Source organism: Synechococcus sp. RC10A2 (genome assembly GCF_047502605.1).
Map to the genome: position 1 here is coordinate 17,055 of NZ_JANSHP010000072.1, position 24,488 is coordinate 41,542.

16 protein-coding genes are annotated in these 24,488 nt (G+C 61.3%); 8 read left to right on the forward strand and 8 right to left on the reverse strand.

From position 1 onward, the window contains the following. Positions 1–4: 4 nt before the first annotated feature. On the forward strand, positions 5–736 hold the full coding sequence (gene radC, locus NW848_RS10300; protein ID WP_011430522.1) for a RadC family protein: 732 nt from the start codon (positions 5–7) through the stop codon (positions 734–736). An 84-nt stretch (positions 737–820) separates the two neighbouring features. Here the strand turns inward: radC and fmt are convergent, their stop codons facing one another. The 4 genes from fmt to NW848_RS10320 form a co-directional block, all read right to left on the reverse strand. Next, positions 821–1,789, reverse strand: coding sequence for a methionyl-tRNA formyltransferase (gene fmt, locus NW848_RS10305; RefSeq protein ID WP_099813161.1), 969 nt, complete (start codon positions 1,787–1,789; stop codon positions 821–823). A 24-nt stretch (positions 1,790–1,813) separates the two neighbouring features. Beyond that, positions 1,814–2,521: a hypothetical protein gene (locus tag NW848_RS10310; protein ID WP_071813519.1), complete on the reverse strand. Its 708-nt coding sequence runs from the start codon at positions 2,519–2,521 to the stop codon at positions 1,814–1,816. 76 nt (positions 2,522–2,597) lie between these two features. Next, positions 2,598–3,998: a magnesium transporter gene (mgtE, locus tag NW848_RS10315; RefSeq protein WP_414401310.1), complete on the reverse strand. Its 1,401-nt coding sequence runs from the start codon at positions 3,996–3,998 to the stop codon at positions 2,598–2,600. A gap of 288 nt (positions 3,999–4,286) precedes the next feature. Further along, positions 4,287–6,011, reverse strand: coding sequence for an electron transfer flavoprotein (locus tag NW848_RS10320; protein WP_414511091.1), 1,725 nt, complete (start codon positions 6,009–6,011; stop codon positions 4,287–4,289). Between the two features lie 360 nt (positions 6,012–6,371). On the opposite strand from NW848_RS10320, the gene NW848_RS10325 reads away from it, so the two are divergent. Both NW848_RS10325 and NW848_RS10330 read left to right on the forward strand, forming a co-directional pair. Then, positions 6,372–7,799, forward strand: a complete 1,428-nt coding sequence (locus NW848_RS10325) for a DUF2079 domain-containing protein (RefSeq protein ID WP_414511092.1) — start codon at positions 6,372–6,374, stop codon at positions 7,797–7,799. Between the two features lie 243 nt (positions 7,800–8,042). Next, positions 8,043–10,088, forward strand: a complete 2,046-nt coding sequence (locus tag NW848_RS10330; protein WP_414511093.1) for a PhoX family protein — start codon at positions 8,043–8,045, stop codon at positions 10,086–10,088. A 175-nt stretch (positions 10,089–10,263) separates the two neighbouring features. Here the strand turns inward: NW848_RS10330 and ilvD are convergent, their stop codons facing one another. Then, positions 10,264–11,961 (reverse strand): dihydroxy-acid dehydratase, encoded by a 1,698-nt coding sequence (ilvD, locus tag NW848_RS10335; RefSeq protein WP_414511097.1) that lies wholly within the window; start codon positions 11,959–11,961, stop codon positions 10,264–10,266. Between the two features lie 650 nt (positions 11,962–12,611). Here ilvD and fbp point away from each other — a divergent pair. The 3 genes from fbp to NW848_RS10350 all read left to right on the forward strand — a co-directional run bounded on the left by fbp (position 12,612) and on the right by NW848_RS10350 (position 16,293). After that, positions 12,612–13,610 carry a class 1 fructose-bisphosphatase gene (gene fbp / locus NW848_RS10340; protein ID WP_414511098.1) on the forward strand — a complete coding sequence of 333 codons (999 nt, stop codon included), beginning with the start codon at positions 12,612–12,614 and terminating at the stop codon, positions 13,608–13,610. 41 nt (positions 13,611–13,651) lie between these two features. Continuing rightward, entirely contained in the window at positions 13,652–15,202 is a 1,551-nt protein-coding gene (gene zwf / locus NW848_RS10345; RefSeq protein WP_414511094.1) for a glucose-6-phosphate dehydrogenase, read from the forward strand. Positions 15,203–15,483: 281 nt separating this feature from the next. Continuing rightward, the gene (locus NW848_RS10350) at positions 15,484–16,293 is read left to right on the forward strand and encodes a tetratricopeptide repeat protein (RefSeq protein ID WP_414511095.1); all 810 of its coding nucleotides are present in this window, start codon (positions 15,484–15,486) and stop codon (positions 16,291–16,293) included. 2 nt (positions 16,294–16,295) lie between these two features. Here the strand turns inward: NW848_RS10350 and dxs are convergent, their stop codons facing one another. After that, positions 16,296–18,245 carry a 1-deoxy-D-xylulose-5-phosphate synthase gene (gene dxs / locus NW848_RS10355; protein WP_011430533.1) on the reverse strand — a complete coding sequence of 650 codons (1,950 nt, stop codon included), beginning with the start codon at positions 18,243–18,245 and terminating at the stop codon, positions 16,296–16,298. Positions 18,246–18,752: 507 nt separating this feature from the next. Between dxs and cysK the strand changes: the two genes are divergently transcribed. Further along, complete coding sequence (cysK, locus tag NW848_RS10360) at positions 18,753–19,733, forward strand: cysteine synthase A (protein WP_011430534.1); 981 nt, start codon at positions 18,753–18,755, stop codon at positions 19,731–19,733. A 29-nt stretch (positions 19,734–19,762) separates the two neighbouring features. Here cysK and ileS read toward each other — a convergent pair whose 3' ends face one another. Further along, complete coding sequence (gene ileS, locus NW848_RS10365) at positions 19,763–22,528, reverse strand: isoleucine--tRNA ligase (RefSeq protein ID WP_414511099.1); 2,766 nt, start codon at positions 22,526–22,528, stop codon at positions 19,763–19,765. A 564-nt stretch (positions 22,529–23,092) separates the two neighbouring features. After that, entirely contained in the window at positions 23,093–23,935 is an 843-nt protein-coding gene (locus tag NW848_RS10370) for a nuclear transport factor 2 family protein (RefSeq protein ID WP_240527920.1), read from the reverse strand. A 61-nt stretch (positions 23,936–23,996) separates the two neighbouring features. Here NW848_RS10370 and NW848_RS10375 point away from each other — a divergent pair, with 61 nt between their 5' ends. Continuing rightward, positions 23,997–24,482, forward strand: a complete 486-nt coding sequence (locus tag NW848_RS10375; protein ID WP_414508822.1) for a rhodanese-like domain-containing protein — start codon at positions 23,997–23,999, stop codon at positions 24,480–24,482. Positions 24,483–24,488: the final 6 nt, after the last annotated feature.

Genomic DNA, 24,488 nt, shown 5'->3' on the forward strand with positions numbered 1-24,488 from the left:
AGATATGGGCCAGTACGTGTTGCGGATCAGCGACCTTCCCCTTCAGGATCGCCCGCGCGAGCGGCTGCTCAGCCAAGGGGCCAAAAGCCTCTCCCACGCCGAGCTGCTGGCCATTTTGCTCAATACCGGCCAGGGGCCGGGCAAGCTCTCGGCTGTGGGCCTGGCCCAGTTGCTCTTGAAAACATTGGAAGCCCAAGGGGATCCCCTGGCCCAACTGCGCCAGGTGGAAGCCGGAGAGCTGCTGCAAATTGAGGGCATTGGCCCAGCCAAAGCAGCAACAGTGTTGGCCGCCATCGAGCTGGGGCGGCGGATCTTTTTGGCCCGACCCCCCGAGCGGACGGTGATTGAATCGCCGGAACAGGCGGCCATGGCCCTAAGCGGCGACCTGATGTGGGAGCCCCAGGAGCATTTTGCCGTCCTGCACCTGGACATCAAACACCGCCTCATCGGCCAGCAGATCGTAACCCGGGGAACCGCCACGGAAACCCTCACCCACCCGCGGGAAACCTTCCGCAGCGCCATTAGGCAAGGGGCCAGCCGCATCCTGGTGGCCCACAACCACCCCTCCGGCAGCTTGGATCCCAGCCCGGAAGATCTTGCTCTCACCCGGCAACTCTTGCAGGCGGGGCAACTGCTGCAGATCCCGGTTTTGGATCACCTCATCCTCGGCGGCGGGCAGTTCCTCAGCCTGCGCCAACACACCCGCCTGTGGGAGGAATTTCCCCAGCCCGAGTAGTTCCAAGCGCTCCGCGCCGCTAACGCGACCACCCCCGCCCCCCTACATCCCCCCGCAGGCGGGGGGACAAGAGGGGGGCCGGGGCTAGGGATCCGGCAGCACCTCAAAGCGCATGCCCACCCTGAGTTGGCCGCCGTTGACCAGATCCCAGGCCGACTGTTCCTTCCTGCCGGGCAGTTGGGCCCGCCGGATGAGGAGGGATCCCTCCCCTGTGGCCACATACACCCCTTCTCCCCTGGCCAGTCCCACCACTTCTCCGGGGCTGCCCGGGGGAAGCTCGGCAGGTGGCGGGTGCAACTGGGGAGCGGCGGAGCGGACAATCTTAATCCGCTGCCCCTGCAAGCCGGTAAAACAGTCCGGGGAAAAGGCGCGGATTTGGTTGTGCAAGGCCTGGGCCGGGCGCTGCCAGTCGAGCTGGAAGTCCTGTTTTTTAAGCAGGGGGGCATAGGTTGCCCGCGAGTCATCCTGGGGAATGGGGGTCAGCTCTCCTTTTTCCAGTTTCACCAGGGTTTCCACCAGCAGCTCTGCCCCCCGTTGGGCCAGTTGGGAGGCCAGCTCCAAGCCGGTCTGCTCCGGCTCGATGGGCAGCTTGGCCTGCAGCAAGATGGCCCCCGTATCCATGCCTTCGTCCATGAGCATGGTGGTGACGCCGGTCTCGGTCTCGCCGTTGGCAATGGCCCACTGGATGGGGGCGGCGCCGCGATAGGCCGGCAGGAGGGAAGCGTGGACATTGATGCAGCCCAGCTTGGGCATCTGCAGCACCGCCGGCGGCAAGATCTGGCCGTAGGCCACCACCACAAACACATCGGCAGCCAGCGCCTCTAGCGCCGCCAGCACCTCTGGATCCCGCCGCAGCCGGCCAGGCTGCCACACCGGGATCCCGTGGGCTTGGGCGAGGATCTTGGTGGGCGGGGGGAGCACCTTCTGTCCTCGCCCCTGCGGCCGATCCGGCTGGCAGACCAATCCCACCACTTCAAAGGGAGACTGCGGCTGCAACAAGATCTGCAGCGAGGGCAGAGCAAACTCCGGCGTGCCAAAGAAAACAACCCGCATGGCCGACCCCCTGAGCCCTGCCCTTTAGTCTAGAGCGGCCGGGGAAGGTGGAGAGGGCTCGCCCTCGGCGGCGTCGGCTGCTGGAGAAGGAAAGGGAGAAAGCCTGGTCGGGGAAGCCTGCCAAAAGGCGGGCTGTTTGAGATCGAACTCTTGGCTCCAGGCCGGCAAGAAGGAGCCCAGCTTTTGCCCGGAAAGCCGCAGCCGCTGCACAAAGGTCCATTCCAGACGGGTCAAGGCCCGCCGCACAAAGTCCTTGGCCCAAGCCGGATCCGGAACTTCCGCTGCCTGCAAGTTCACCTGTAAGAGGCCCAGCTTGGGGTGCAGATGGACGCGGGCCTGGATCCCCTGCGGGCGCAGCAGGTAGTCGAGCACATACTGGATGGCTTCTCCATCCCCGCGTTGGGCGCGATACAAGGGGCTGTTGGGGTTGGGCGGCGGCTGGTAGCGCCACTCGCGGTGCCACTCCGGGATCCCTTCGTTGGGGGGAAAGCCAAACAGCTCCACCTGGCGCTGCCGGTAGCTCAACGCTATTTCCTCTAGGGTTGGCAAGAGGCCCTGCAGCAGCCGATCCGCATCCGGGAGGGGATCCCCTTCCAGGCGCAGCAACAGGCGGTGTCCGGAAAGACGCGCCTGCACCTGCAGATGTCCCAGCCCCTGGGATCCCAGGGCTGCTTGCAAGCGAGCCACGATCTCCGGGAGAGCCGCCTGGACCTCCACAGAATGGTCAGACATCGGCAGGGATCCGCAACAAGACCAGATCCAACCTAGCCCAAGTTCGGCAAGGGCTTGGAGGGGTTGCCAGCCGGGGCTAGATTCCCAGGATTAAGCGGGCAACGGAGAAGTAGATCAACACCCCTAGCACATCCACAATCGTGGTGATGAAGGGGGTAGCCATCAAAGCGGGATCGAAGCCGAAGGAGCGGAACAAAAAGGGCAGCCCCGCCCCCGACACCGAAGAGAGAACAGAAATCCCAAATAGGCTCAGCCCGACGATGATCGCCACCAAGAGATCCCGCTGCAGGGCATAGGCCCAGCCGATGGTGATCAAGCTGAGCATGATCCCCAGCATGGCTCCCACCGCCGCTTCCCGGGCCAGCACCCCAAACCCGTCCTTGAGGCGCACCGTCGCCGTGCTCAGGCCGCGAATCACCACCGTCGAAGACTGGGAGCCGACGTTGCCGCCGCTATCCACCAACAGGGGGATAAAAGCCGCCAGGGCAATCACCTGGCTTAAGACTTCTTCCTGACCGGCAATAATCGTGCTGGTAAAGGTGTTGGTAAACAGCAAAATCAGCAGCCACACCACCCGCTTGCGGGCCGCCTGCCAAAAGCTGAGGTCGAAATAGTCCTCTTCTCCAGACTGCAACCCCCCCAAGGAGTAGATGTCTTCGGTGGCCTCTTGCTCCAGGATGTCCAGTACATCATCTACCGTAACGATCCCCACCAGTCGCCGCTCGGCATCCACCACCGGCACCGCCAACAGGTCGTACCGCTGGATGACCCGCGCCACTTCTTCTTGGTCGGTGTGGGTGCTGACAAACACCACCTCCCGGTTCATCACCTCCTCCAGCCGCTGGGCCGGGTCGGCCATCACCAACTCCCGCAAGGACAGGGTTCCCGTCAGGTGTCGCTCTTGGTCGGTGACGTAGAGGTAGTAGATGGTCTCGGTTTCGCGGGCCAAGAGGCGCACCCGCTCCAGCGCCTCGGCTGCGGTCAGGTTCTCTCGCAGGGAAATGTATTCCGGAGTCATGATCCGCCCCGCGGTGTTGGGGGCATAGCCCAGCAGCAAGGCTGTGGCTTCCCGCTCTTCGGGGCTGAGCTGCGGCAGCAGTTCGGCAACCACCTTGGCCGGCAGTTCGTCGAAGAGGCGGGCCCGGTCGTCCGGCGACATCTTGTCCAGGATGTCCTGGATCTCTTGGCTTCTGAACTCGCGCAGCAGCGTCTGTTGCAGCTCTATGTCCAGGTGTTCGTAAACGCGGATAGCCAGATCCTTGGGCAGCAAGCGAAAGGCCAGAGCCTGCTGCGCCTCCGGCAACTCCCCAATGACCTCGGCAATGTCCACCGGCTGCACCGGCAGCAGGAGAGATTTGGCCTGTTCCAAGTTGTTTTCCTTTAAGGCCAAGCTGAGCTGGCCGCGCAAGAGCTCACAAGATTGCTCGCGGCTCAACTCAGGACTGGGGGCGGGTGGGATCAGCGGGGCGGAATTCAACGGCCTTGCTCCCTGCAACTCTAGCTGTAACCAAAGGTCGGGCGGCGCAAGCCCCGGACTTTAGCCCTGGGGATAAGCCGCCTTATCTCGACTTTATGATGATGTCACGAGCGCCTGCGGATTTCGATCCACGGTATTGGTTCGAGCAATATCCGACGCAAGTATCTCGGCTTGGCCCAGTAGTTGGGGTTATGGCGTCCTCCCCAACCCCCCGTCTACGGGGGGCCCTGGAGAGAACGTCAATAATGCCAGCAAGGCTGAGCCCCTATTTCGCTGGCCACAGCTCGGCTAGAGCCCATAAAAGTCGGGGCCGGATCCCTCGTAGCTGGGGTTAACCCGCAGGTTTAAGTGGGGGCAGACGATCTCGCAGGTGCGGCACTGGATGCAGTTTTCCAGCGACATGGCGTGGGAGCGGATGCCGTTTTGCTCGCGGATGTGGTGGACTTCCGCGGTGCAATCGGCCACGCAGGGGGTGGGGCGGTTGAGCTTGTCGTAGGTGGCAATGCACTGGCGGCAGATCTCGGCGCTGAACTCGAGGATGTGCCGGTTGCCTTCGGGGTAGCGGGGATCCGCAAAAAAGACGGCATCGGATCGCGAGAAATAGCCCGCTCGCGTGGTCAATGTTTCGGGATCCAGACCTGGGGGAGCCACAAAGTCCGCTTGGATGGCGGCATGGGGGGCGACATAGCCTTGGGGGGGCGGCTCGCCGGCGCTGACCCGTCCGCTGAGCAAGGTGTAGGCGCGCAGGAGTTCTCCGCCACGACGCACGGGATCCTGCAGGCCCCAGCGCAGAGATCCCAGCCAGGGATGGCCGGCATCGACGCTGCGGCAGATCTGGGGCAGGTATGCTTCCAGCAGGCGGGAGTTTTCCAGAAAGGCTTCCCGAAAATAGCGGCTGCGGTAGAGATCTTGGCCGACGGAGCTCTCCAGCACTGCTTTTTGGTAGGCCGCTTGGATGCGCAGATCCCCTTTCAAAAAGCCGTCGTGAATGAGGCCCGCCGCCAGGTAGCCGGTCTCCATGGCGTTGTTGATCCCGGCCAGGCTGCCCACATCCAGCACCCCCAGGGCATCGCCCAAAAGCAAAGCCCCTTCGACGCCAAAGCGGCTGGGCAAGCTGTAGTAGCCCCCCTCAGGAATGACGGCAGCCCCATATTTGAGCAACTTGCCGCCGGCAATGAGGGACTGGATCCAGGGGTGGGCCTTGAACTCCTGCAGGCGCTGCTGCGGGTTGAGGTTGGGGTTTTTGCTGTCGAGGCCGATGATCAAGCCCAGGGCCAGGCGGTTATCTTTGAGGCCGTAGACAAAGCCGCCGCTGAAGCTGCCATCCAAAACCGGGTAGCCCAGGGTGTGCCACACCTGCCCCTGCAGTGAGCAAGGGATCTGCCACAGCTCTTTGACCCCCACCGACCACAGTTGCGGGCGGGGGCGCAGGTGAAACTTCTCGACCAGATCTTTGGAGATAAATCCCTTGTCCCCGAAGCAGGTGAGCTCGGCAAAGACGCAATCTTCATAAACCTGGCCGGAGTCGCTTACCCGCACCCCAATGACTCGCTCCCCCTCATAGAGGATCTCATGGGCGGCAAAGCCAGGGAATACGTCCAGGGTGACGTTGGGGATCCCTTTGGCTTTTTCCTGCAGGGTTTCGGCCAGCCAGCGAATGACATGGCTGAGGGTGAGGATGAGCTGCCCCTGTTTGCGCAACCCCTTTGGGATCGCCGCCTCTGGCAAGTCCCAGCGCTCCTGGGATCCCAGTACGCTCAGGTGGCTCACCTCCACCCGCCCCTCGTGGGGAAATCCTTGGCTCTCAAAATCCGGGAAAAGCCTGGCGATTACCTGGGGATTGCAGATGGCACCACTGATGATGTGCCCGCCGAATTGCCGGGCTTTTTCCAAAAGGGCGATGGAGAGCTTGAGCCCCGAGAGCTTGGCCAGATCCAAAAGGCGATGGGCCAGGATCAGGTTGGAGGAGCTCCCCCCCACCAAAAGCAGGTCGTAGCGAATGGCTTCACCCATGCAGAATTCCCACCCAGCGGCTTTGGATACCCTGCCTGTATCCTAAAGAGAGGCGGTGGAAAGAAAGCAAAACTTTAGACCTTCTCAAGCTTCTGCGCTGCCTCCACAGCCGAGACAATGGCCAACTCTCCTTCTCATCGGTGGACGGTCGCGGTGCCTCTTCTAGCAAGACTGTCGGGGTTTTTGCCTCGGACTTCGGGCCAAGCTGTCTGCACTGCCGTCTGGGTTCAAGCAATCCCTAGCTTTTGCGATAGCAACACGGCTTCGGCTGGGCAGAACCGACAGTTCGTTGGCAGCAACTGGATCTGCTCCGGTGGGATCCCCCAGTCTTGGCGGATGTCGAAGAATCGTCCTCTGCCTATGTCTATGTTGGCAATGCTGCTCTGCGCCTTCTTGGCTCTTTTGAGCTGCAGCGTTGTGCGACATCACTTATTTCAGTCGGGCGGCTACGACCTCGGAATTTTTGACCAATCAATTTATCTAATTAGCCGTGGAGAAGTTCCTTTTTCCACCATCCGCGGGATCCACATCCTCGGAGATCATGCGGCCTTCATCCTATATCCCATCAGTTTCTTGTACCGCATTGTCCCCTCGGTTTATTGGCTGTTCGGCATCCAATCTCTGGCGCTAACTTTGGGAGCGCTGGCCGTTTACCATCTTGCGCTCCAGGCCGAGGTTGATCCTGGAAAGGCAAAGACCATTGCCGCCGCCTATCTTCTCTACCCGGCTATCTTCAACGCCAACCTTTTTGATTTTCATCCAGAAGTGTTGGCCGTTCCCCTTTTTTTGGCCGCTATACTCTGTGTTCGCTCTGGCAAGCTGTGGGGGTTTTTGCTGTGCCTAGGCGGCATCCTCGGCTGTAAGGCGGCATTGTCTCTCAATGTCGCTGCCCTGGGAGTTTGGCTTTTGATCTGGGAAAGCCGGCGGATTGACAAGCGCTGGCAACGGCGCTGCCAAGTGGCCGGCTGGCTTGCCATAGCGGCAGGGTCGGCTTGGTTTGGCGTGGCTACTTTTTGGATTATTCCTCACTTCAGTGGCAGCGAGCCGGCAGCCGTTTCTCACTATAGCTATTTGGGCAGTTCTGTTCCTGAAATTATCCAAAACTTGGTTCTCAAGCCAACATTAGTCCTGGGCAAGGTCTTCTCTCTCGACACCCTATTCTATGGATTTTTGTTAGTCATCCCTGTGGCTTGGGGCCTCTCTTGGCGCCACTGGGATCCCTGGATCCCTGCCCTGCCAACTTTGGGGCTGAATATCCTTTCTAGCAATCCTGCTTATCGGGACCTGGTGCACCAGTACGCGCTGCCTGTTGTTCCTTTTCTATTTCTAGCTGTTATCGAAAACGGGAAGACGACCAACCCTCCCGCCTCTTCTGCGAAAGTAAACAAAACAGCCCTGATCTGGTCTTTGCTGGCTTTTTTGGCTTTGGCCAAGTATACCTTTTTCGGCTCCCTCTATCTCCAGTCTCTCGACACTTGGCAGGCCACTCGTGAGGCCCTTGCCCAGATCGCCACCTCAGGGGGCGTTCTCACCACCCATGAGATCAGCCCCCACCTCACCCATCGGCGGGTTATTTACTTTACCGACGAGAGCCGCTTTAAGGGATCCCCTCCCGACCAATGGGATCCCTTTGATTATGTCTTGCTCAACAGCCGCCATCCGGGGTGGCGCAGCAGCCCAGAGTTCTCCCAGACCCTGATTGCCGCTTTACAAAACGAAACCTCATTTCGACTTCTCTACCATCGCGATGGGGTGTATCTGTTCTCCAGGCTACGAGAAAGATCCTGACAGGCAGCCGCAGCAATGCCCTGCCTCATCGCAACAAATCGTTAAAAAAAATTGTTACGTCGATCTAAAGAAATTCTCCAAATCGGCAAGGCTTAACCTGGGCTTGGTCTCTCCTTAACTTCGAGCCACTAGTTTTGTAGTGCCTATCCTTATGCGTGAAAACAGTCACGCGGGGAATAGATGTTTTTTGTAAAACATCTAGCTTCTAGAAGACCGACAAGACAAGAGAAGAGGAGAACCAAAGTGAATAGCAATCCGCATGGCCCCCGGCTCCGTCATGGGGACGAGCCTCTGTGCAATCATTCGCCCAACCCTACCTTCAGCAGCATTCTGGAAACCCGCCTGCAGCGGCGCCAAGTGCTGCAGGGCGGCATTGCGGCGGCAGTGGCCACCTTTTTCGGCCTGCCGGCGCTAAACGGCGCTTCCAAATCTGCCAAAGCGGCCAGCGGCAGCTCCTTGCTGGGCTTCAAGGCGATCCCCGTGAGTGCAGAAGACAAAGTGGTGGTGCCCGAAGGCTACACGGCTCGACCGCTGCTGGCCTGGGGTACCCCCATCACCGGCACCTACCCACAGTTCAAGCTGGAAAACACCGGCGCCGAGCAAGGGATGCAGGTGGGCAGCCACCACGACGGCATGCACTTCTTCCCCATTGATGGGAAGGATCCCTGGCAGGGCCGCTCTGATGAGGGCTTGTTGGTGTTCAACCACGAGTATGTGGAGCCGCGCTTCATGCACGCTGCCGCCAAGGGGCAAAAGTTTGACGACGAGGACTATCCGGTCAATCCCGACGGCAGCCGCGATCCCGATCAAGTACTCAAAGAGCTGAACGCCCACGGGGTGAGCATTGTCCACATCAAGCAGCAGGGGGACGGCAACTGGACTGTGGTGCGGGATCGCCTCAACCGCCGCATTACCGGCCTCACCCTCATGGAGATCCACGGGCCTGTGCGGGGATCTGACTTCGTCAAGACCAAGTTCAGCCCCGATGGCACGATGACGCGGGGCACCTTGAACAACTGCGCCCACGGCGTTACCCCCTGGAACACCTACCTCACCTGCGAAGAAAACTGGGCCGGCTACTTCACCAACACCAGCAAAGGGCCGGATCAAAAGCCCAACCTGCCCCGCGAGCACAAGCGCTACGGCGTGAGCACCGAGACCTCCCGCTACGGCTGGGAGCTGGCCAGCAACAAAGCCGACGAGTTCATCCGCTTCGACGCCACCCCCACGGGCGCCGATCCCACCCAGGACTACCGCAACGAGCCCAACACCTTCGGCTGGGTGGTGGAGATCGATCCCTTTGATCCCAGCAGCACGCCCAAGAAGCGCACGGCTCTGGGCCGCTTTGCCCACGAGGGCGTGGTGTTCCAGCCGCCGGTGGAAGGGCAGCCGATTGTGCTCTACATGGGGGACGATGCCCGCTTCGAGTACATCTACAAGTACGTCTCTGCCGAGCCCTACCGCAAGGAGACGGCAGGTGGCCACCTGTTGGATAAAGGCACCCTCTACGTGGCCAAGTTCAACGAAGACGGCACAGGGGAGTGGATCCCGCTGGTGTTTGGGCAAAACGGCCTCACGCCCGAGAATGGCTTCACCAGCCAGGCGGACGTGTTGGTGAACACCCGCACGGCGGCGGATTTCGTCGGCGCCACCAAGATGGATCGGCCCGAATGGGGAGCGGTGGATCCCAAGACCCGCATGGTCTACTTCACCCTGACCAACAACAGCCGCCGGGAACCAGACCAGGTGAACGCCGCCAACCCCCGTCCCAAGAACCAGTGGGGCCACATCATCCGCTGGAAAGAGATGGGCAGTCCCCAGTCCACCCGCTTCGAGTGGGACATCTTTGTCTTGGCCGGCCCCTCCGCCGACAGCCGTACCCTGTCAGGGCAGCCTCTCAACGCAGACAACATCTTCAATTCTCCCGATGGGCTGTGGTTCGACGCCAGCCGTCGCCTCTGGATCCAGACCGACACCAGCGAAAGCAATCTCAACCAAGGGGATTTTGCTCCTTTTGGCAATAACCAAATGTTGGCTGCCGATCCGGATACAGGGGAAATTCGCCGCTTCTTGACCGGGCCGATTGGGCAGGAGATTACCGGTGTGGTTACCACTCCCGATCAGCGCACCATGTTCATCAACGTGCAGCACCCAGGCGCCACCACCAGCGAGGACGACTTTGCTGCCGGCAAGGTCGATTCCCGCTGGCCAGACTACGACCCCAATCTCTACCCCCGCTCGGCGGTGGTGGTGATTACCAAAAATGACGGCGGCATCATCGGCACTTAATCGGCGCTGAATCCTCATTATCAACCGCATCACGCAATCAGGCGGCAGGGATCCTTCATCTCTGCCGCTTTCTTGCACTTAACCCAGCAAGGCTGATCCCTGCAGGGTCAGGAATCTGGAGCTATCTCTCAAGTACCAATTCTCCCTCTGGGAGACGAGCCGGGGGTGAGGGAAATTAATCCCACAGGTTCAAATCCGTCACTGCTCCCAAGCTGCTGCTGGAAACCAGCTTGGCGTACTTGGCTAGGGTGCCCCGTTTGTAGCGGGGCTCGGGCGGAGCCCAGCGGGCGCGGCGGCGGGCCAGCTCTTCCTCACTAACATGCAGGTGCAACAGGCGAGCGGGGGCATCGATGGTAATGAGATCCCCTTCCTCCACCAGGGCAATGGGGCCGCCTACGTAGGCCTCAGGGGCCACATGGCCCACCACCATGCCGTAGGTGCCGCCGGAGAAGCGGCCATCGGTAATCAGGCCCACGCTGTCCCCCAGGCCGGCGCCGATGATGGCCGAAGTGGGGGAGAGCATCTCCCGCATGCCGGGGCCGCCCTTGGGGCCCTCGTAGCGGATCACCACTACGTCCCCCGGTCGAATTTGGCCGGCGAGGATGGCCTGCAGGCAGGATTCTTCTGAGTTGAAGACTCGCGCCGGCCCCGCGATCTTGGGAGTCTTGACGCCGCTGATCTTGGCCACCGCCCCTTCGGGCGCGAGGTTGCCTTTGAGGATAGCGATGTGCCCTTGGGGGTAAAGGGGGCTGTGCCAGGGGCGGATGACCTCTTGGTCGGGGCTGGGCTCGTCGGGCACGTCCCGCAAAACCTCGGCAATCGTCTGGCCGGAGATGGTGAGGCAGTCGCCGTGCAGCAGGCCGTGGTTGAGCAAGATCTTCATTACTTGGGGGATCCCGCCGGCCCGGTGCAGATCGGTGGCAACAAACCGGCCTGAAGGCTTGAGGTCGCAGAGGACGGGCACGCGGGCGCGGATGGTCTCGAAGTCATCCAGCGTCAGGGGCACTTCTGCTGCGTGGGCAATGGCCAAAAAGTGGAGCACGGCGTTGGTGGATCCCCCTACCGCCATGATGACCGAGATGGCGTTCTCAATGCTCTGGCGGGTGATGATGTCCCGGGGTCGGATATTGGCTTGGATGGCCTCAGCCAAGACCTTGGCCGATTGGGCAGCGCTTTCGGCTTTCTCTTCGTCCTCTGCCGCCATCGTGGAAGAGTAGGGCAGGCTCATGCCCATGGCCTCAAAGGCGCTGGACATGGTGTTGGCCGTGTACATGCCGCCGCAGGATCCAGCACCGGGACAAGCATGGCGCTCGACTGCCAGCAGCTCGTCCTCGGAGATGCGGCCAGCGCTGTACTCCCCTACGGCTTCAAAGGCGCTGACGATGGTGAGGTCGCGGCCGTTGTAATGCCCCGGCTTGATGGTGCCGCCGTAGACGAAGATGGCGGGCACGTTGAGACGGGCCATGGCGATCATCGCCCCCGGCATGTTTTTGTCGCAGCCGCCGATGGCCAAGAGACCATCCATGCTCTGGCCGTTGACCACCGTCTCGATAGAATCGGCGATCACCTCCCGCGACACCAGGGAGTACTTCATTCCCTCAGTGCCCATGGAAATGCCGTCGCTAATGGTGATGGTGCCGAAGACCTGAGGCATGCAGCCGGCCTCCCTCAGGGCAGCTTCAGCCCGCTCGGCCAAGGCTTGGATCCCGATGTTGCAAGGGGTGATGGTGCTGTGGGCGTTGGCGATGCCGACAATGGGCTTGCCGAAATCCTCATCGCGGAAGCCCACTGCCCTGAGCATGGCGCGGTTGGGAGAGCGCTGCACTCCCTGGGTGACGACTTGGCTGCGCAGTGGAGAAGGAGGGTTGGCCATCATGGAACAGAGCGGGACGACAAGCCCCCGCTGGGATACAAGTAGAACCCATCTTACCGCTCTGAAAGACTCATACAACGCTGGACAAAAGCGGACTTTTGCTCCAGGTTGACGCTTTCTTCCTGCTTCCACGACCCGTAGCTAGTGGCAGAGTCCACCCCTACCACCCCGCCAGAGGGATCTCCACAGGCGTCACTTCCCCGCGAGCTGCAGGTAGGTGCTCCTTGCTATACCGGGCACACCGGCTAAAGACGGAGCCAACTTTAGCCTAGGCAAAGTGCCTACCAGAAAAGATGTACTCGCAAGCCTACTAGCTCAGCCCATCTCCGTCAAGGCAGGAGGTTGGTTATGCCACAAAGTGGCTGATGTCTAGTGAATCAAGGACTAGAGGAGAGCCCTGTTTTTGCCAGCCCAGCCGAAGCAAAAGCCCGGCAAGGCCAGCCAAATCTGAAGCAACTCTGTAAGTTCCCGGCACCTGCGCCGAGAATCGGCCAGCCTACCTAGTAGAAGGGATCCCAGCCTCCATCGGGTCAGCGGGACAGAGTCCTTGCTAGAAGCGAGGGATCCCTTGTTTCGGCGTTTCTTTAGGGAAGCCTCGTATGGTTCTCAGCTCTCCTCCCTCGGTCATGCCCAGCAGCGCCGAACGCGAGATGGCGCGGGATGTGCTCACCCTCTCCCGGCATGTCTTGCAGCAGTTTGGCAGCTTCACCGCCGAGGCCCAGGACTTCAGTGCTCTAATGAACCGCATTGCCCTGGCCGGAAAGATGATTGCCCGCCGCCTCAGCCAGGCAGGACTCATCGAGGGAGCGCTGGGCGTAACCGGCAACGTCAATGTCCAAGGGGAAGAACAGCAGCGGATGGACGAGTACGCCAACCGGGCCTTCATCCGCGCTTTGGAGCAGACAGGGCTAGTCTGTCGGCTGATCTCAGAAGAGATGAAAACCCCGGCCCGCCTGCCGGAAAACTGCTCCCTCAGCCGCTTGGCCCTGCTGATCGATCCCTTGGATGGATCCTCCAACATTGACGCCAACCTCAGCGTCGGCTCTATCTTCTCCGTTCTTCACCCCCTTGAGGATCGTCCGGAAGCAGACAACCAAGATCTCCTCCAGCCAGGCCGTCGCCAACTGGCCGCCGGCTACATCCTCTACGGCCCCAGCACGCAACTGGTCTATTCCGTCGGCAAGGGAGTACACAGTTTTACCCTGGATCCCAGCTTGGGCGAGTTCATCCTCTCCAAGAGCGACCTTCGCATTCCCGAACGCGGCTCCGTCTACAGCCTTAACGAGGGCTACTTCTGTCAGTGGAGCGAAGGGATCCAGAACTATGTCCGCTATGTCCACCGCCGCGATGGCTACACCGCCCGCTACAGCGGCGCTCTGGTGGCGGATTTTCACCGCATCCTGTTGCAGGGAGGAGTGTATCTCTACCCTGGCACCCGGCAAAAACCAGAGGGCAAGCTGCGGCTGATGTACGAGGCCAACCCGCTGGCGTTTTTGGCTGAGCAGGCGGGAGGCGTAGCCACCACCGGCACCGAGGCCATCCTGGACATCGTGCCCCAATCCCTGCACCAACGAGTGCCTTTGATTATCGGCAGCCGCAAGAATGTGGAAGAAGTGTTGCGCTGCCTGGAAGGGTCGTTGACCCCCTAGCCACCCTTCCCAACCCCGCCCACCCAAGCTGAGCCGACCCTATGGCAACCCTGACTGAAAACCCCTTGCGCGTTGGCCTCAACCAAGAGCGCATTCCGGATCCTTGTATTTTGGTGCAGTTTGGTGCTTCCGGAGATCTGGCCGCCCGCAAGCTGATCCCGGCCTACTACCGGCTATTCGTGCAGCGACGGCTGCCGCCGGAGTTTACCCTGGTGGGGGTGGCCCGGCGCGACTGGAGCCACGAGGTCTATCGGGACAAGATGCGGGCAGCCCTGAAGGAATTTGCCTCCCAAGATCTGGGGCCAGAAGCCCTCTGGCAAGACTTTGCCAGCCGCCTGTTTTACTGTCGCCTGGATATTGGCGATGCCGAGGGCTACCTGCGCCTCAAGCAATTCCTCAGCGAATTGGACGAAGAGCGGGGCACCCGTGGCAACCGCGTGTTTTACCTGGCGGTGGCGCCGGACTTCTATGCCCAGGCCCTCCAGCAGTTGGGGGCAGCGGGGATGCTGGCGGATCCAACCAAAACGCGGGTGGTGATCGAAAAGCCCTTTGGCCACGACCTCACCTCGGCCCAGGAGCTGAACCGCCTTGTGCAGCGCATCTGTCAGGAAGAGCAGGTTTACCGCATCGACCACTACCTGGGCAAAGAGACGGTGCAAAACCTGCTGGTCTTCCGCTTTGCCAACGCCATCTTTGAGCCTCTCTGGAACCGCAACTACATCGACCACGTGCAGATTACGGTAGCGGAAACGGTGGGGGTGGAGGACCGGGCCGGCTACTACGACGCTGCCGGCGCTCTGCGGGACATGGTGCAAAACCACCTGATGCAGATCTATTGCCTGACGGCCATGGAGCCGCCCGTCTCCTTGCGCAGCGACGGCGTGCGCAACGAAAAGACCAAAGTGCTGCAGGCCACCCGTCTGGCCGACACTCGCAACGTGGCAGCCGCAGCGGTGCGGGCCCAGTATGGTCCCGGCTGGATTGGCGGCAGGCCAGTGCCCGGCTATCGCCAAGAGCCCAATGTCAACCCCAACTCGCAGACCCCCACCTATGCCGCCCTGAAGCTGGAATGCGACACCTGGCGGTGGAAAGGGGTGCCCTTTTACCTGCGCACCGGCAAGCGCCTAGCCAAGAAGGTCTCCGAGGTGGCCATCTACTTTAAGCAGGTGCCGCTATCTCTTTTTCCTTCGGCAGCGCGGGAGGTGAGCCCCAACATCCTGGTGCTGCGCATACAGCCCAACGAGGGCATCTCCTTGCGCTTTGAGGCCAAGATGCCGGGGCCGGAGATCCGCACCCGCTCGGTGGAAATGGATTTTCGCTACGGGACAGCCTTTGGGTCAACCACGCCAGATGCCTACGAGCGCCTACTGTTGGACTGCCTGCTGGGGGATCCCACCCTGTTCACCCGCGCTGACGAGGTGGAAGCCGCCTGGCGGGTGGTGACGCCGGTTTTATCGGCCTGGGAAGCCCAGCCCGGCGGCAATGGCAGCAGCGTTGCGCCGCCGCTGTACACCTACGAAGCCGGCACCTGGGGGCCGAAGGCCGCCGAAGACCTGCTGGCCCAGTCGGGGCGGCGGTGGCGACGCCTCTAGTTTGTTTCAATCGCTGCCTTTACCCCCAGCCCCTCTTCCTCAGGGAGGGGGGAGTTGGAGGCCGCCGACACGTTCGCGACAGCGTTGGATAGCAATATGGTTGAAACCAGTCCTGGCAGGAAGGATCCCCGCTTGCTGCAGCTAACATGGGCATGGCCTGTTTTTGCGTGGGTGTCATGCCGCCACTGTTATTCCGGTTGTCTGTCCGGTTTTTGCTAACCTTGCCGCTGGGCCTCGCCATGGTGTTGGGGAGAGGGAAATGGGATCCCGCTCGAGCCCAGGTGTTGCTGCGTGTTCCCCTGCCCAATGGGGAGTTGATGCGGGCGCAGGGGCTGCAACTGGCCACGGACGCGCTGCGGCTGGCCCAGTTTGGCCAGACGGAAGAGGCGCTGCGCCGCCTGCAACTGGCGGTGGCCATGGTGCCCACCTCTTCCGAGCTGCTCTACGTTTTGGGCAACGTCCACCTGGAGCTAGGAGACTATGGCCAAGCCATCCAAGCGCTGCAAAAGGCCCGCGCCCTGGCTCCCGACGACGCCGACATTCTCTACTCGCTGGGATCTGCTTACTTGCGGCAGGGCAGCTATTTTGCCGCCGCTGAAACCCTGGAACGGGCTGTTGCCTTGCAGCCAGATAGCCCCAACGCCCGCTTTCAACTGGGCAATGCCTACCTCATGCTCGACCAATGGGATCGCGCCCGGCAGGAGTATGAGAAAACCTTGGAGTTGGATCCCGCCTATTGGCCGGCCATGAACAACATCGGCCTGGTGGACTATGAACAAGGGGATCTGGAGGCGGCCATCGAGCGCTGGGAACGCACCATCGAGATGAACGACGCGGTGGCAGAGCCCTACCTAGCCCTGGCTACGGCCCTCTACGTTCGCGGCGAAACCGAACGGGCGGAAGAACTGGGGGCCAAGGCCATGCGCCTGGATCCCAGCTATGCCCGGCTAGAGGTGCTGCGGGAGAACCTGTGGCGGGAGAACCTGCTGCGGGATGTGCAAATCCTCCTGCGCACCCGTCCTGTTGCAGAGGCTCTGCAGCAAGCCGCCATCGAGCAGTTCAACCAGCAGATGGGCCTTGGGAAAGAGTAGGCTCAGGAGCTGCCCAGAATAGCTTGAGCCTGCGAGGCCCTCTGTCCCTGAAGGGCCTCGACCTTGGCCCGGATGCGCTCGGCAATGCCGACGCTGTTCAGGCCCAGTTCCGCCAGCGATTCTTCAGGAGTGGCGTGCTCCACCCACACATCCGGCACCCCCAGGCGCAACAGCGGCACTCGGATATCGGCATCCAGGAGAGCTTCCCCCACTGCCGAGCCAAACCCGCCCATGAGGCAGCCTTCTTCCACCGTCACCACCAGGCGGCTCTGTTGGGCCAGGGGCAGGATCAGCTCGGTATCCAGAGGCTTGGCAAAGCGGGCATTGACTACCGTCGTGGAGATGCCGTGTTCCTTGAGGATCTCCGCTGCCTGCAAACTGGGATGCACCATCGACCCATAGGCTAGGATCAGGACCTCGCCGCCGCTGCGCAGCACCTCTGCTTTGCCGATGGGAATGGGCTCCCACCCCTCTTCGGCCAGAGGCACCCCCACGCCAGCTCCGCGCGGGTAACGCATGGCGATGGGGCCCTTTGTGTACTGGATCCCGGTCACCACCATGCGCTGCAGCTCCGCCTCGTCTTTGGGGGCCATCAGCACCATCTCGGGAATGCAGCGCAGATAGGCAATGTCGTACATGCCCTGGTGGGTGGGGCCGTCCGCTCCCACCACCCCTGCCCGATCCAAGCAGAAAAAGACCGGCAGCTTTTGAATGCAGACATCGTGGATGATCTGGTCGTAGGCCCGCTGCAGGAAGGTGGAATAGATGGCCACCACCGGTCGCATCCCCTCGCAGGCCATGCCAGCAGCCAAAGTAACAGCGTGCTGCTCGGCAATCCCCACATCCACGAACTGATCCGGCAGTTTTTCTTTGAGCTTGTCTAGGCCGGTGCCGGTGTCCATAGCCGCCGTGATGCCAATGATGCGGGGATCCCGCTCCGCCAGTTTACAAAGAGTGTGGCCGAAGACCTTGCTATAGCTAGGGGGAGTGGGTTTGGTAGGAGGATAGGGTTTGCCGGTGGCTAGGTCGAAGCGGGATTGGGCGTGATAGCTTACCTGCTCAGCCTCTGCCGGTGGGTAGCCCTTGCCCTTGACCGTAGCCACGTGCACCAGCACCGGCCCAGAGATGCCGTGGGCCAGCTCAAAAGCATCCAACAATTCCGCCAGGTTGTGCCCGTCCACCGGCCCTACGTAGGTAAAGCCCAGCTCCTCAAAGATGATGCCGGCCTTGTTGTTCTGCACGGCAGTAACCAGCTTCACCGTCTCCTTGAGACGGTCGATTTCCGGGCTGAGGCTGGAGCCAACTAGAGGTAGGTTCTTTAGCTGCTCCTCCAGGCTGTCGGCCAAAAACTGCACCGGTGGGCTGAGGCGCAGGCGGTTTAAATAGCGCGGGATGGCCCCCACATTGGGGGAAATCGACATGCCGTTGTCGTTGAGAATCACCATCAAGTTGGTCTTGGGCAGGTGCCCGGCGTGGTTGATGGCTTCATAGGCCATGCCCCCAGTCAGGGCGCCATCCCCGATGATGGCCACCACCTTGAAGTTTTCTCCCCGCCGATCCCGAGCGATGGCCATGCCCAGGGCTGCCGAGATGCTGGTGGAGGCGTGCCCGGCCCCAAAGTGGTCGAAGCGGCTCTCACTCCGCTTGAGGTAGCCGGAAATCCCTCCTTTCTGGCGAATGGTATGGAAGTTGTGGTAGCGGCCAGTAAGCATTTTGTGGGCATAGGCTTGGTGGCCCACATCCCAAATCACCTTGTCGCGATCCAGGTCGAGGGTTTTGTAGAGCGCCAAGGTCAGCTCCACCACGCCCAGCCCCGGCCCCAGGTGACAGCCGACTGGAGAGTTGGCAGCCGTTTGCAAGTGCTTTTCGCGAATCTGGCGGGCTAGGCTGCGCAACTGGCTGAGGCTGAGGTTGCGGAGCTGGTTGGGGTGAGTGATCTCACTCAGGTGCATAGGGGACTTGTCCTTCCGGTGTAATCTCACTGTGACATACTCCCGCACTCATGCTGACGTATAGAGTGCGGGCTTCTCGCTTCGTCGGGGAGCTTCTGCAAGAACCCTCTGCGTTCGGCTTTGCCGTGCCGTTAGGGATGCAGACATGGAATGCCCTACCGCGTAGTTGCACCAGGTTCCGGCAACGCCGTTTTCTACAACTAGATCCATTTTATTGTTGCGAGTCTGCGACGGGGGTATCTGGCACTGACTGCCTCTCGACAGTACAGTGCGGGGCTGATCTACCCCCGAACCCCCTTCAGCTAAATCATTTTCTGGGCGGGTTTTGTTGCCATCCCCTGCGGAACTTCGGAAAACATCGGGATCCCCTGGTCCAAGGGCAGTGAGATCCTGAGAGGGAGCACCAAGGAGCTCATGCAGGGGTTAGCATCGCACAAGGCCCTCGGCTGCTCTGGACTTGAGGCCGACGGCCTGCTGTCGCGATCGGTTTCTGCCTTTTTGTGAACCATGAAAATTGCCGCCAACATCACTCAGCTCATCGGTCGTACCCCTCTTGTGCGGCTAAACCGGATCCCTCAATCCGAAGGGTGTCTGGCTGAGATCGTCGTGAAATTGGAGAGCTTTAACCCTGCCGCCTCGGTGAAAGATCGCATTGCCGTGAGCATGATCGAGGCTGCCGAACGAGCTGGCTTGATCACCCCCGGCAAGACCATCTTGGTGGAGCCCACCTCTGGCAATACCGGCATTGGCCTGGCCATGGCTGCTGCTGCCAAGGGTTACCGGCTGATCATCGTTATGCCTGAGAGCATGAGCCTGGAGCGGCGGCGGCTGCTGAAGGCTTACGGAGCAGAGGTGCACCTGGCCAGCAGCGCCGGCGGCATGGGGGAGGCCATCTGGAAGGCCGAAGAGATCGTGCGCCGCACCCCCAATGCCTATATGCTGGGCCAATTCACCAATCCGGCCAACCCTCAAATCCACGCCCGCACCACTGGCCCGGAGATCTGGGAGGATACCGATGGCCAGGTGGACATCTTGGTGGCGGGGGTGGGTACCGGCGGCACCATCACAGGGGCAGGCGGCTTCCTCAAAAGCCAAAAACCCTCCATTCGACTGGTGGCCGTCGAGCCCAAGGCCAGTGCTGTTTTAAGTGGAGGGCGGCCCGGTTTTCACCGCATCGAGGGCATCGGGGCGGGGTTTGTGCCGGAGGTGTTGCGGCGCGACCTGCTGGACGAGGTAATTGCGGTAGATGACGAGGAGAGCATGGTCTACAGCCGCCGCCTGGCCAAAGAAGAAGGGATCCTCTCCGGCATCTCCACCGGGGCAGCCCTGGCTGCCGCTATCCAGGTGGGGCGGCGACCGGAAAACGCCGGCAAGCTGATCGTGATGATCCAGCCCAGCTTTGGCGAGCGCTACCTGAGCACGCCCCTCTTCCGCAACCTGGAGCGGGAGGAGGCCGACGCCGGGATCCTGCAGGCCAACCCAACCTAGGCCAACAATTCCGACAATCCATCCGACGTTCAAAATTCGCCGGCCAGGGCTGCCACACAGCGCTCGCACAGCTCTGGGTGTTCGGCAAACTCGCCCACCCGGGTGGAATAGTTCCAGCAGCGCACGCATTTTTTCCCCTCCGCTGGCTGAACGGCAACCTGTAGATCCTCCTCTCCAGGGCCGGCCTTGACCAACTCGACTTGGGAAGTGATAAACAGGTAGCGCAGCTCGGCTGCCCGCTCCTCCAGCAGGGCATGTAGGTGGGGATCCGCCACCTTGAGGATGAGTTTGGCCTCGGTGGAAGCGCCGATGACCTTGTCGGTGCGCGCTTGTTCCAGCGCCTTGTTCACCTCCTGCCGCACCGCCCGCAGCTTTTCCCAGGTGGCGGCCAACTGGGGATCCCGCCACTGCTCCGGCAGCCGCATCCAGCCCCCTTCGAACACCGAGCGGGTGGGCTTGGGGTAGGGCAGGTAGCTCCAGATCTCTTCGGCTAGGTGGGAGAGCACGGGGGCAATGGCCTTGGCCAAGTTCTCCAGCACCAGCGACAGCACCGTCTGGCACTGCCGCCGCCGCAGGCTGCGGGCGTGGCTGATGTAGAGGCGATCCTTGCCGATATCCAAGTAGAAATTGGAGAGATCCACTACACAGAAGTTTTGAACCGCTTGGAAAAAGCGGTAGAACTGGTAGTTTTCAAACGATTCGGTGATCTCCGCTCCCACCTCCTGCAGGCGGTGCAGGATGTAGCGATCCAACTCCGTCAACGCTTCAAAAGGAACAGCATCCTGCGCCGGGTTGAAGTCGTAGAGGTTGCTCAGCAAAAAGCGGGCCGTGTTGCGGATCTTGCGGTAGACATCCGCCATCTGCCCCAGAATGGTCTTGCCTATCGGCACATCGCCGGAGTAGTCGACGCTGGAGACCCACAGCCGCAGCACATCGGCCCCGTAGGCGGGATCCGTCTGCGGATTGCTGCCGCCGTTGATGAGCAGCAGGGGATCGATGACGTTGCCCAGGGACTTGCTCATCTTCTGGCCCTTTTCGTCCAGCACAAAGCCGTGGGTGAGCACCGCCTTGTAAGGGGCCTGGCCGTTGACGGCCACGGAAGTCAGCAAGCTGGACTGGAACCAACCCCGGTGCTGGTCGGAACCCTCCAGGTAGAGATCCACGGGGTAGCCCAACCCGCGTGCCCGGGCCACCGCCGCCCAGGAGGAGCCGGAGTCAAACCAGACATCCATGGTGTCTGTGCCCTTGCGGTAGGTGCGGCCATGGCGGCGGTACTGCTCCGGCAGCAGCTCTTCCACCGGGCGCTTCCACCAGGCGTCGGATCCCTCTTGGGCGAAGATGGCCTTGATGTGGTCGATAGTTTCGGCTGTGAGCAGCACCTCGCCGGTCTCCTCGTCGTAAAAGACGGGGATGGGCACGCCCCAGGCCCGCTGGCGGGAGATACACCAGTCGGAGCGCTCCTTGACCATGGCGGTGATGCGGTTTTCCCCTTCCGGCGGGATCCACTTCACGGTTTTGATGGCCTGCAGAGCCAGCTCCCGGAAGCCGGCTACAGAGGCAAACCACTGCTCGGTGGCCCGGAAGATGGTTGGTTCTTTGGTGCGCCAGTCGTAGGGGTATTTGTGGCTGTAGGGTTCTTCCTTGAGCAGGGCGCCGACAGCCCGCAAAGCCTTAATGACAGCTAGGTTGCCACTGGTTTCTGGTTCTTTGGAGAGCACATCTAGCCCGACAAACTGGGATCCGGCCTCGGCGGTGAATCTCCCCTGCTCATCCACAGGGCTGAGGATGGGCAGGCCGTATTTTTGGCCGGTCTTGAAGTCCTCTTCCCCATGCCCCGGCGCCGTGTGGACAATGCCGGTGCCGGACTCGGTGGTAACATAGTCCCCCAGCACACAGAGGCTGCTGCGGTCGAAGAGGGGGTGGCGTCCCTGGCAGTACTCCAGGGCGGATCCCGGCAGGGTGGCCTTGACCTCTAAGGGGGTCTCCAGGACTTTCTCCAGCCGCTGCCGCAAATCGGCGGCAATCAGTAGTAGGCCGAAGCGGGGAGACTCCACCACCGCATAGGTAAGCTTGGGATTGAAACAGAGAGCCAAGTTGGCCGGGATCGTCCACGGGGTAGTCGTCCAGATGGCCGCCCGCAGGCCTGGCAAGAAGGGCTCCAAAATCGGCTGCGCCGCCGGGCTGAGGCTCTGCAGAGGAAAAGCTACGTAGATGCTGGGGGAGATGTGGTTGTCGGGATATTCCAGCTCCGCTTCCGCCAGGGCTGTCTGGGAGCTGGGGCTCCAGTGGACGGGCTTGAGGCCGCGGTAGATGTAGCCTTTAAGGGCCATCTGGCCAAACACCTCGATCTGGGCCGCCTCGTACTCCGGCGATAGGGTCAGGTAGGGCCGATCCCAATCTCCCCATACCCCCAGCCGCTGAAAACTGGCCCGCTGCACGTTGACGTAGTGCAAGGCGTACTCTCTGGCCTTTTGCCGCAGTTGTAGGGGGGTGAGGCTCTGCCGCTCCTGGGGGGAGAGGCTTTGCAACACCTTCAGCTCGATGGGCAGACCGTGGCAATCCCAGCCGGGCACATAGCGCACCTTGCGCCCCTGCAGGAGGTGGTACTTGTTGATGATGTCCTTGAGGATCTTGTTGAGGGTGGTGCCCATGTGGATGTCGCCATTGGCATAGGGCGGCCCATCGTGCAGCACAAAGGGATCCCCAGGATTGTTCTCCGACAGACGCTGATAGATTTGCTCTTCCTGCCAAAAGGCTTGGATGGCGGGCTCCCTCTTGGCAGCCTCCGCCCGCATGGGAAACTGGGTTTGCGGCAGGTTGAGGGTACTTTTGTAGTCCACGGCAACTTGAGCAGGCTAAAGGGCGTCCTTCTATCCTACGCCGTTGCCTCGTTCTCAGTCTCCTTGGCCTGAGGGGAAGGGATCCGGCCCGCCACCTTGGTAAAGATTTGTGCTAGCCTCAGGATGTCGTTGAGTAAGGGAGGTTCCAGCGGATGCCAGATAGTAGTTGTTGTAAGGGTCGTCAAGTTGGGTTCAGCCGGCTGTGCGCCGGGGCTGTTCTCTAACGGCCTGAACTCAGATCCTTAGCTTGCTGAGGAGTCTTCGCGTTCTGGCTCGCTTGGAGTTCCTCCCGGCAGTCAGGTTCCAGTTGAAGGCCCGCTAGACCGCTCTCTCCTGGACCGCCTGTTTTGCCTGGGTGGTGGGGGAGAGCGGATAGTTTTTCTGCAAGTTTTCGACGACCGCCGGGGCTTGGAGTCGAGCAGAAATCTTCCGAGGGCTTCCAGACCTCTCAAATCTCAGCTTCGCCCAAAAGATCTCAACAACTACCCAGGTCAAGAGTCCTTAAGGGCTGTCGATCCCTCAGGGTTGAATGACGAGGCGCCGGCTTTCGACAACAAGGCCACTCTGGTTGACTAGCATCACCGAGAGCCAGCGGGCGCCAGCTTCTGGCGGCGCATCTGCCTGCAGGAAGAGCCCGCCCGCCTGCAGAGGTTCAAGGGCAAACGAAGTTAGATCTAAGTAGCCGGCCGCAGCCACGGGCTGCTCCTCGACGGCGCCCAACAGCAAAGATTGGGCGAGGGGCTCGGCCACAATGGCCTGCAGCGAGTAGGGGGATCCCGGCTTGACCACCTCCGGCAACCTGAAGGTGACGGTGGGGGGCGCCGAGCCGGAGGTGAGGGTGCTGGCCTCCCGCAGCACTTCCTGCTCCACCAACAGCAGTTGCTCCGGCTTGGCCGCATTCGGGCGGTAGCGGTTGCGCACCAGGGCAGAGGCCTGCACCTGAAACTCCCCCCGCGCTGAAGATTGGGATCCCTGCACTTGGCTGGCGATCTCGGCCACGATCTCAGGGCCTAGCCGCCGCCAAGAGAGAATTTCCGCTGCGTAGGTCAGCTGGGGATGGGCCTCCCACAGCTTGCGAATGGCCCTTTCCACCCCCTGCCGATCCAGGCCGTCGCGGTGGCGGAAGTCGGGGCTATAGCCGGCCATCACCTCCTCCAGATCCCGCCGGTTGGCGGCCTCTATTTGCTCTTGCAGCCACTTCACCAAGGGAGCCGGTGCCGGGGCGGAGACCTGTTTTTGGATCCCGCTTTCCAGAGGCAAGGGGGCAGCCTGGGCCGCTGCCTTGCTGGGCAAAGGGATCCCCCAGCTCAAAGTCAGAGCAAGGAACCCAAGCAGTTGGGAAAGGGTGGATTGGAAGCTCAAACTGGGGGCCTCCGGCGGCAAATCTGCCTTTCTTTAGTTTAGCTTGCTGAGGATCGAGGTTTTGAGGTTTGGCGTTGCCTCACTGGAGTGGGCCTGGGTTTATCCTGGGAGCTGGGTTCTCGGCGAGGTGTGCATGGCGTCCCACCACTCCCCTGCTTTCTTAGCTTTGGTCAACGAGGCCAAAAGCCGCATCCAAGAGCTGACAGTCGAGCAAGTCAGGCAGAAACAACTGCAAGGGGATCCCTTTTATTTGGTCGACGTGCGGGAAGAGTCGGAGTGGCAGGCCGGCCACATCGTCGGCGCCATTCACCTCAGCAAAGGCATTATCGAGCGGGACATCGAGAAGGTGATCCCAGACAAAGAAGCCGAGATTGTCCTCTATTGTGGCGGCGGCTTTCGTTCGGCGCTGGCAGCCGATAACCTGCAAAAGATGGGCTACCGCCGCGTGATCTCCATGGACGGCGGGATCCGCGCTTGGCGAGAGGCCGGCTTTCCCGAATCTCAGCCCTCACCCCCAGCCCCTCTCCCAGAGGGAGAGGGGAGTTAGAGCGGT

Bases quoted from the DNA above. Each gene is read 5' to 3' on its own strand.
- radC (WP_011430522.1), top strand. From the start codon at position 5: ATGGGCCAGTACGTGTTGCGGATCAGCGACCTTCCCCTTCAGGATCGC.
- fmt (WP_099813161.1), bottom strand. From the start codon at position 1,789: ATGCGGGTTGTTTTCTTTGGCACGCCGGAGTTTGCTCTGCCCTCGCTG.
- NW848_RS10310 (WP_071813519.1), bottom strand. From the start codon at position 2,521: ATGTCTGACCATTCTGTGGAGGTCCAGGCGGCTCTCCCGGAGATCGTG.
- NW848_RS10320 (WP_414511091.1), bottom strand. From the start codon at position 6,011: ATGGGTGAAGCCATTCGCTACGACCTGCTTTTGGTGGGGGGGAGCTCC.
- NW848_RS10325 (WP_414511092.1), top strand. From the start codon at position 6,372: ATGTCTATGTTGGCAATGCTGCTCTGCGCCTTCTTGGCTCTTTTGAGC.
- ilvD (WP_414511097.1), bottom strand. From the start codon at position 11,961: ATGGCCAACCCTCCTTCTCCACTGCGCAGCCAAGTCGTCACCCAGGGA.
- fbp (WP_414511098.1), top strand. From the start codon at position 12,612: ATGGCGCGGGATGTGCTCACCCTCTCCCGGCATGTCTTGCAGCAGTTT.
- zwf (WP_414511094.1), top strand. From the start codon at position 13,652: ATGGCAACCCTGACTGAAAACCCCTTGCGCGTTGGCCTCAACCAAGAG.
- dxs (WP_011430533.1), bottom strand. From the start codon at position 18,245: ATGCACCTGAGTGAGATCACTCACCCCAACCAGCTCCGCAACCTCAGC.
- cysK (WP_011430534.1), top strand. From the start codon at position 18,753: ATGAAAATTGCCGCCAACATCACTCAGCTCATCGGTCGTACCCCTCTT.
- ileS (WP_414511099.1), bottom strand. From the start codon at position 22,528: ATGCGGGCGGAGGCTGCCAAGAGGGAGCCCGCCATCCAAGCCTTTTGG.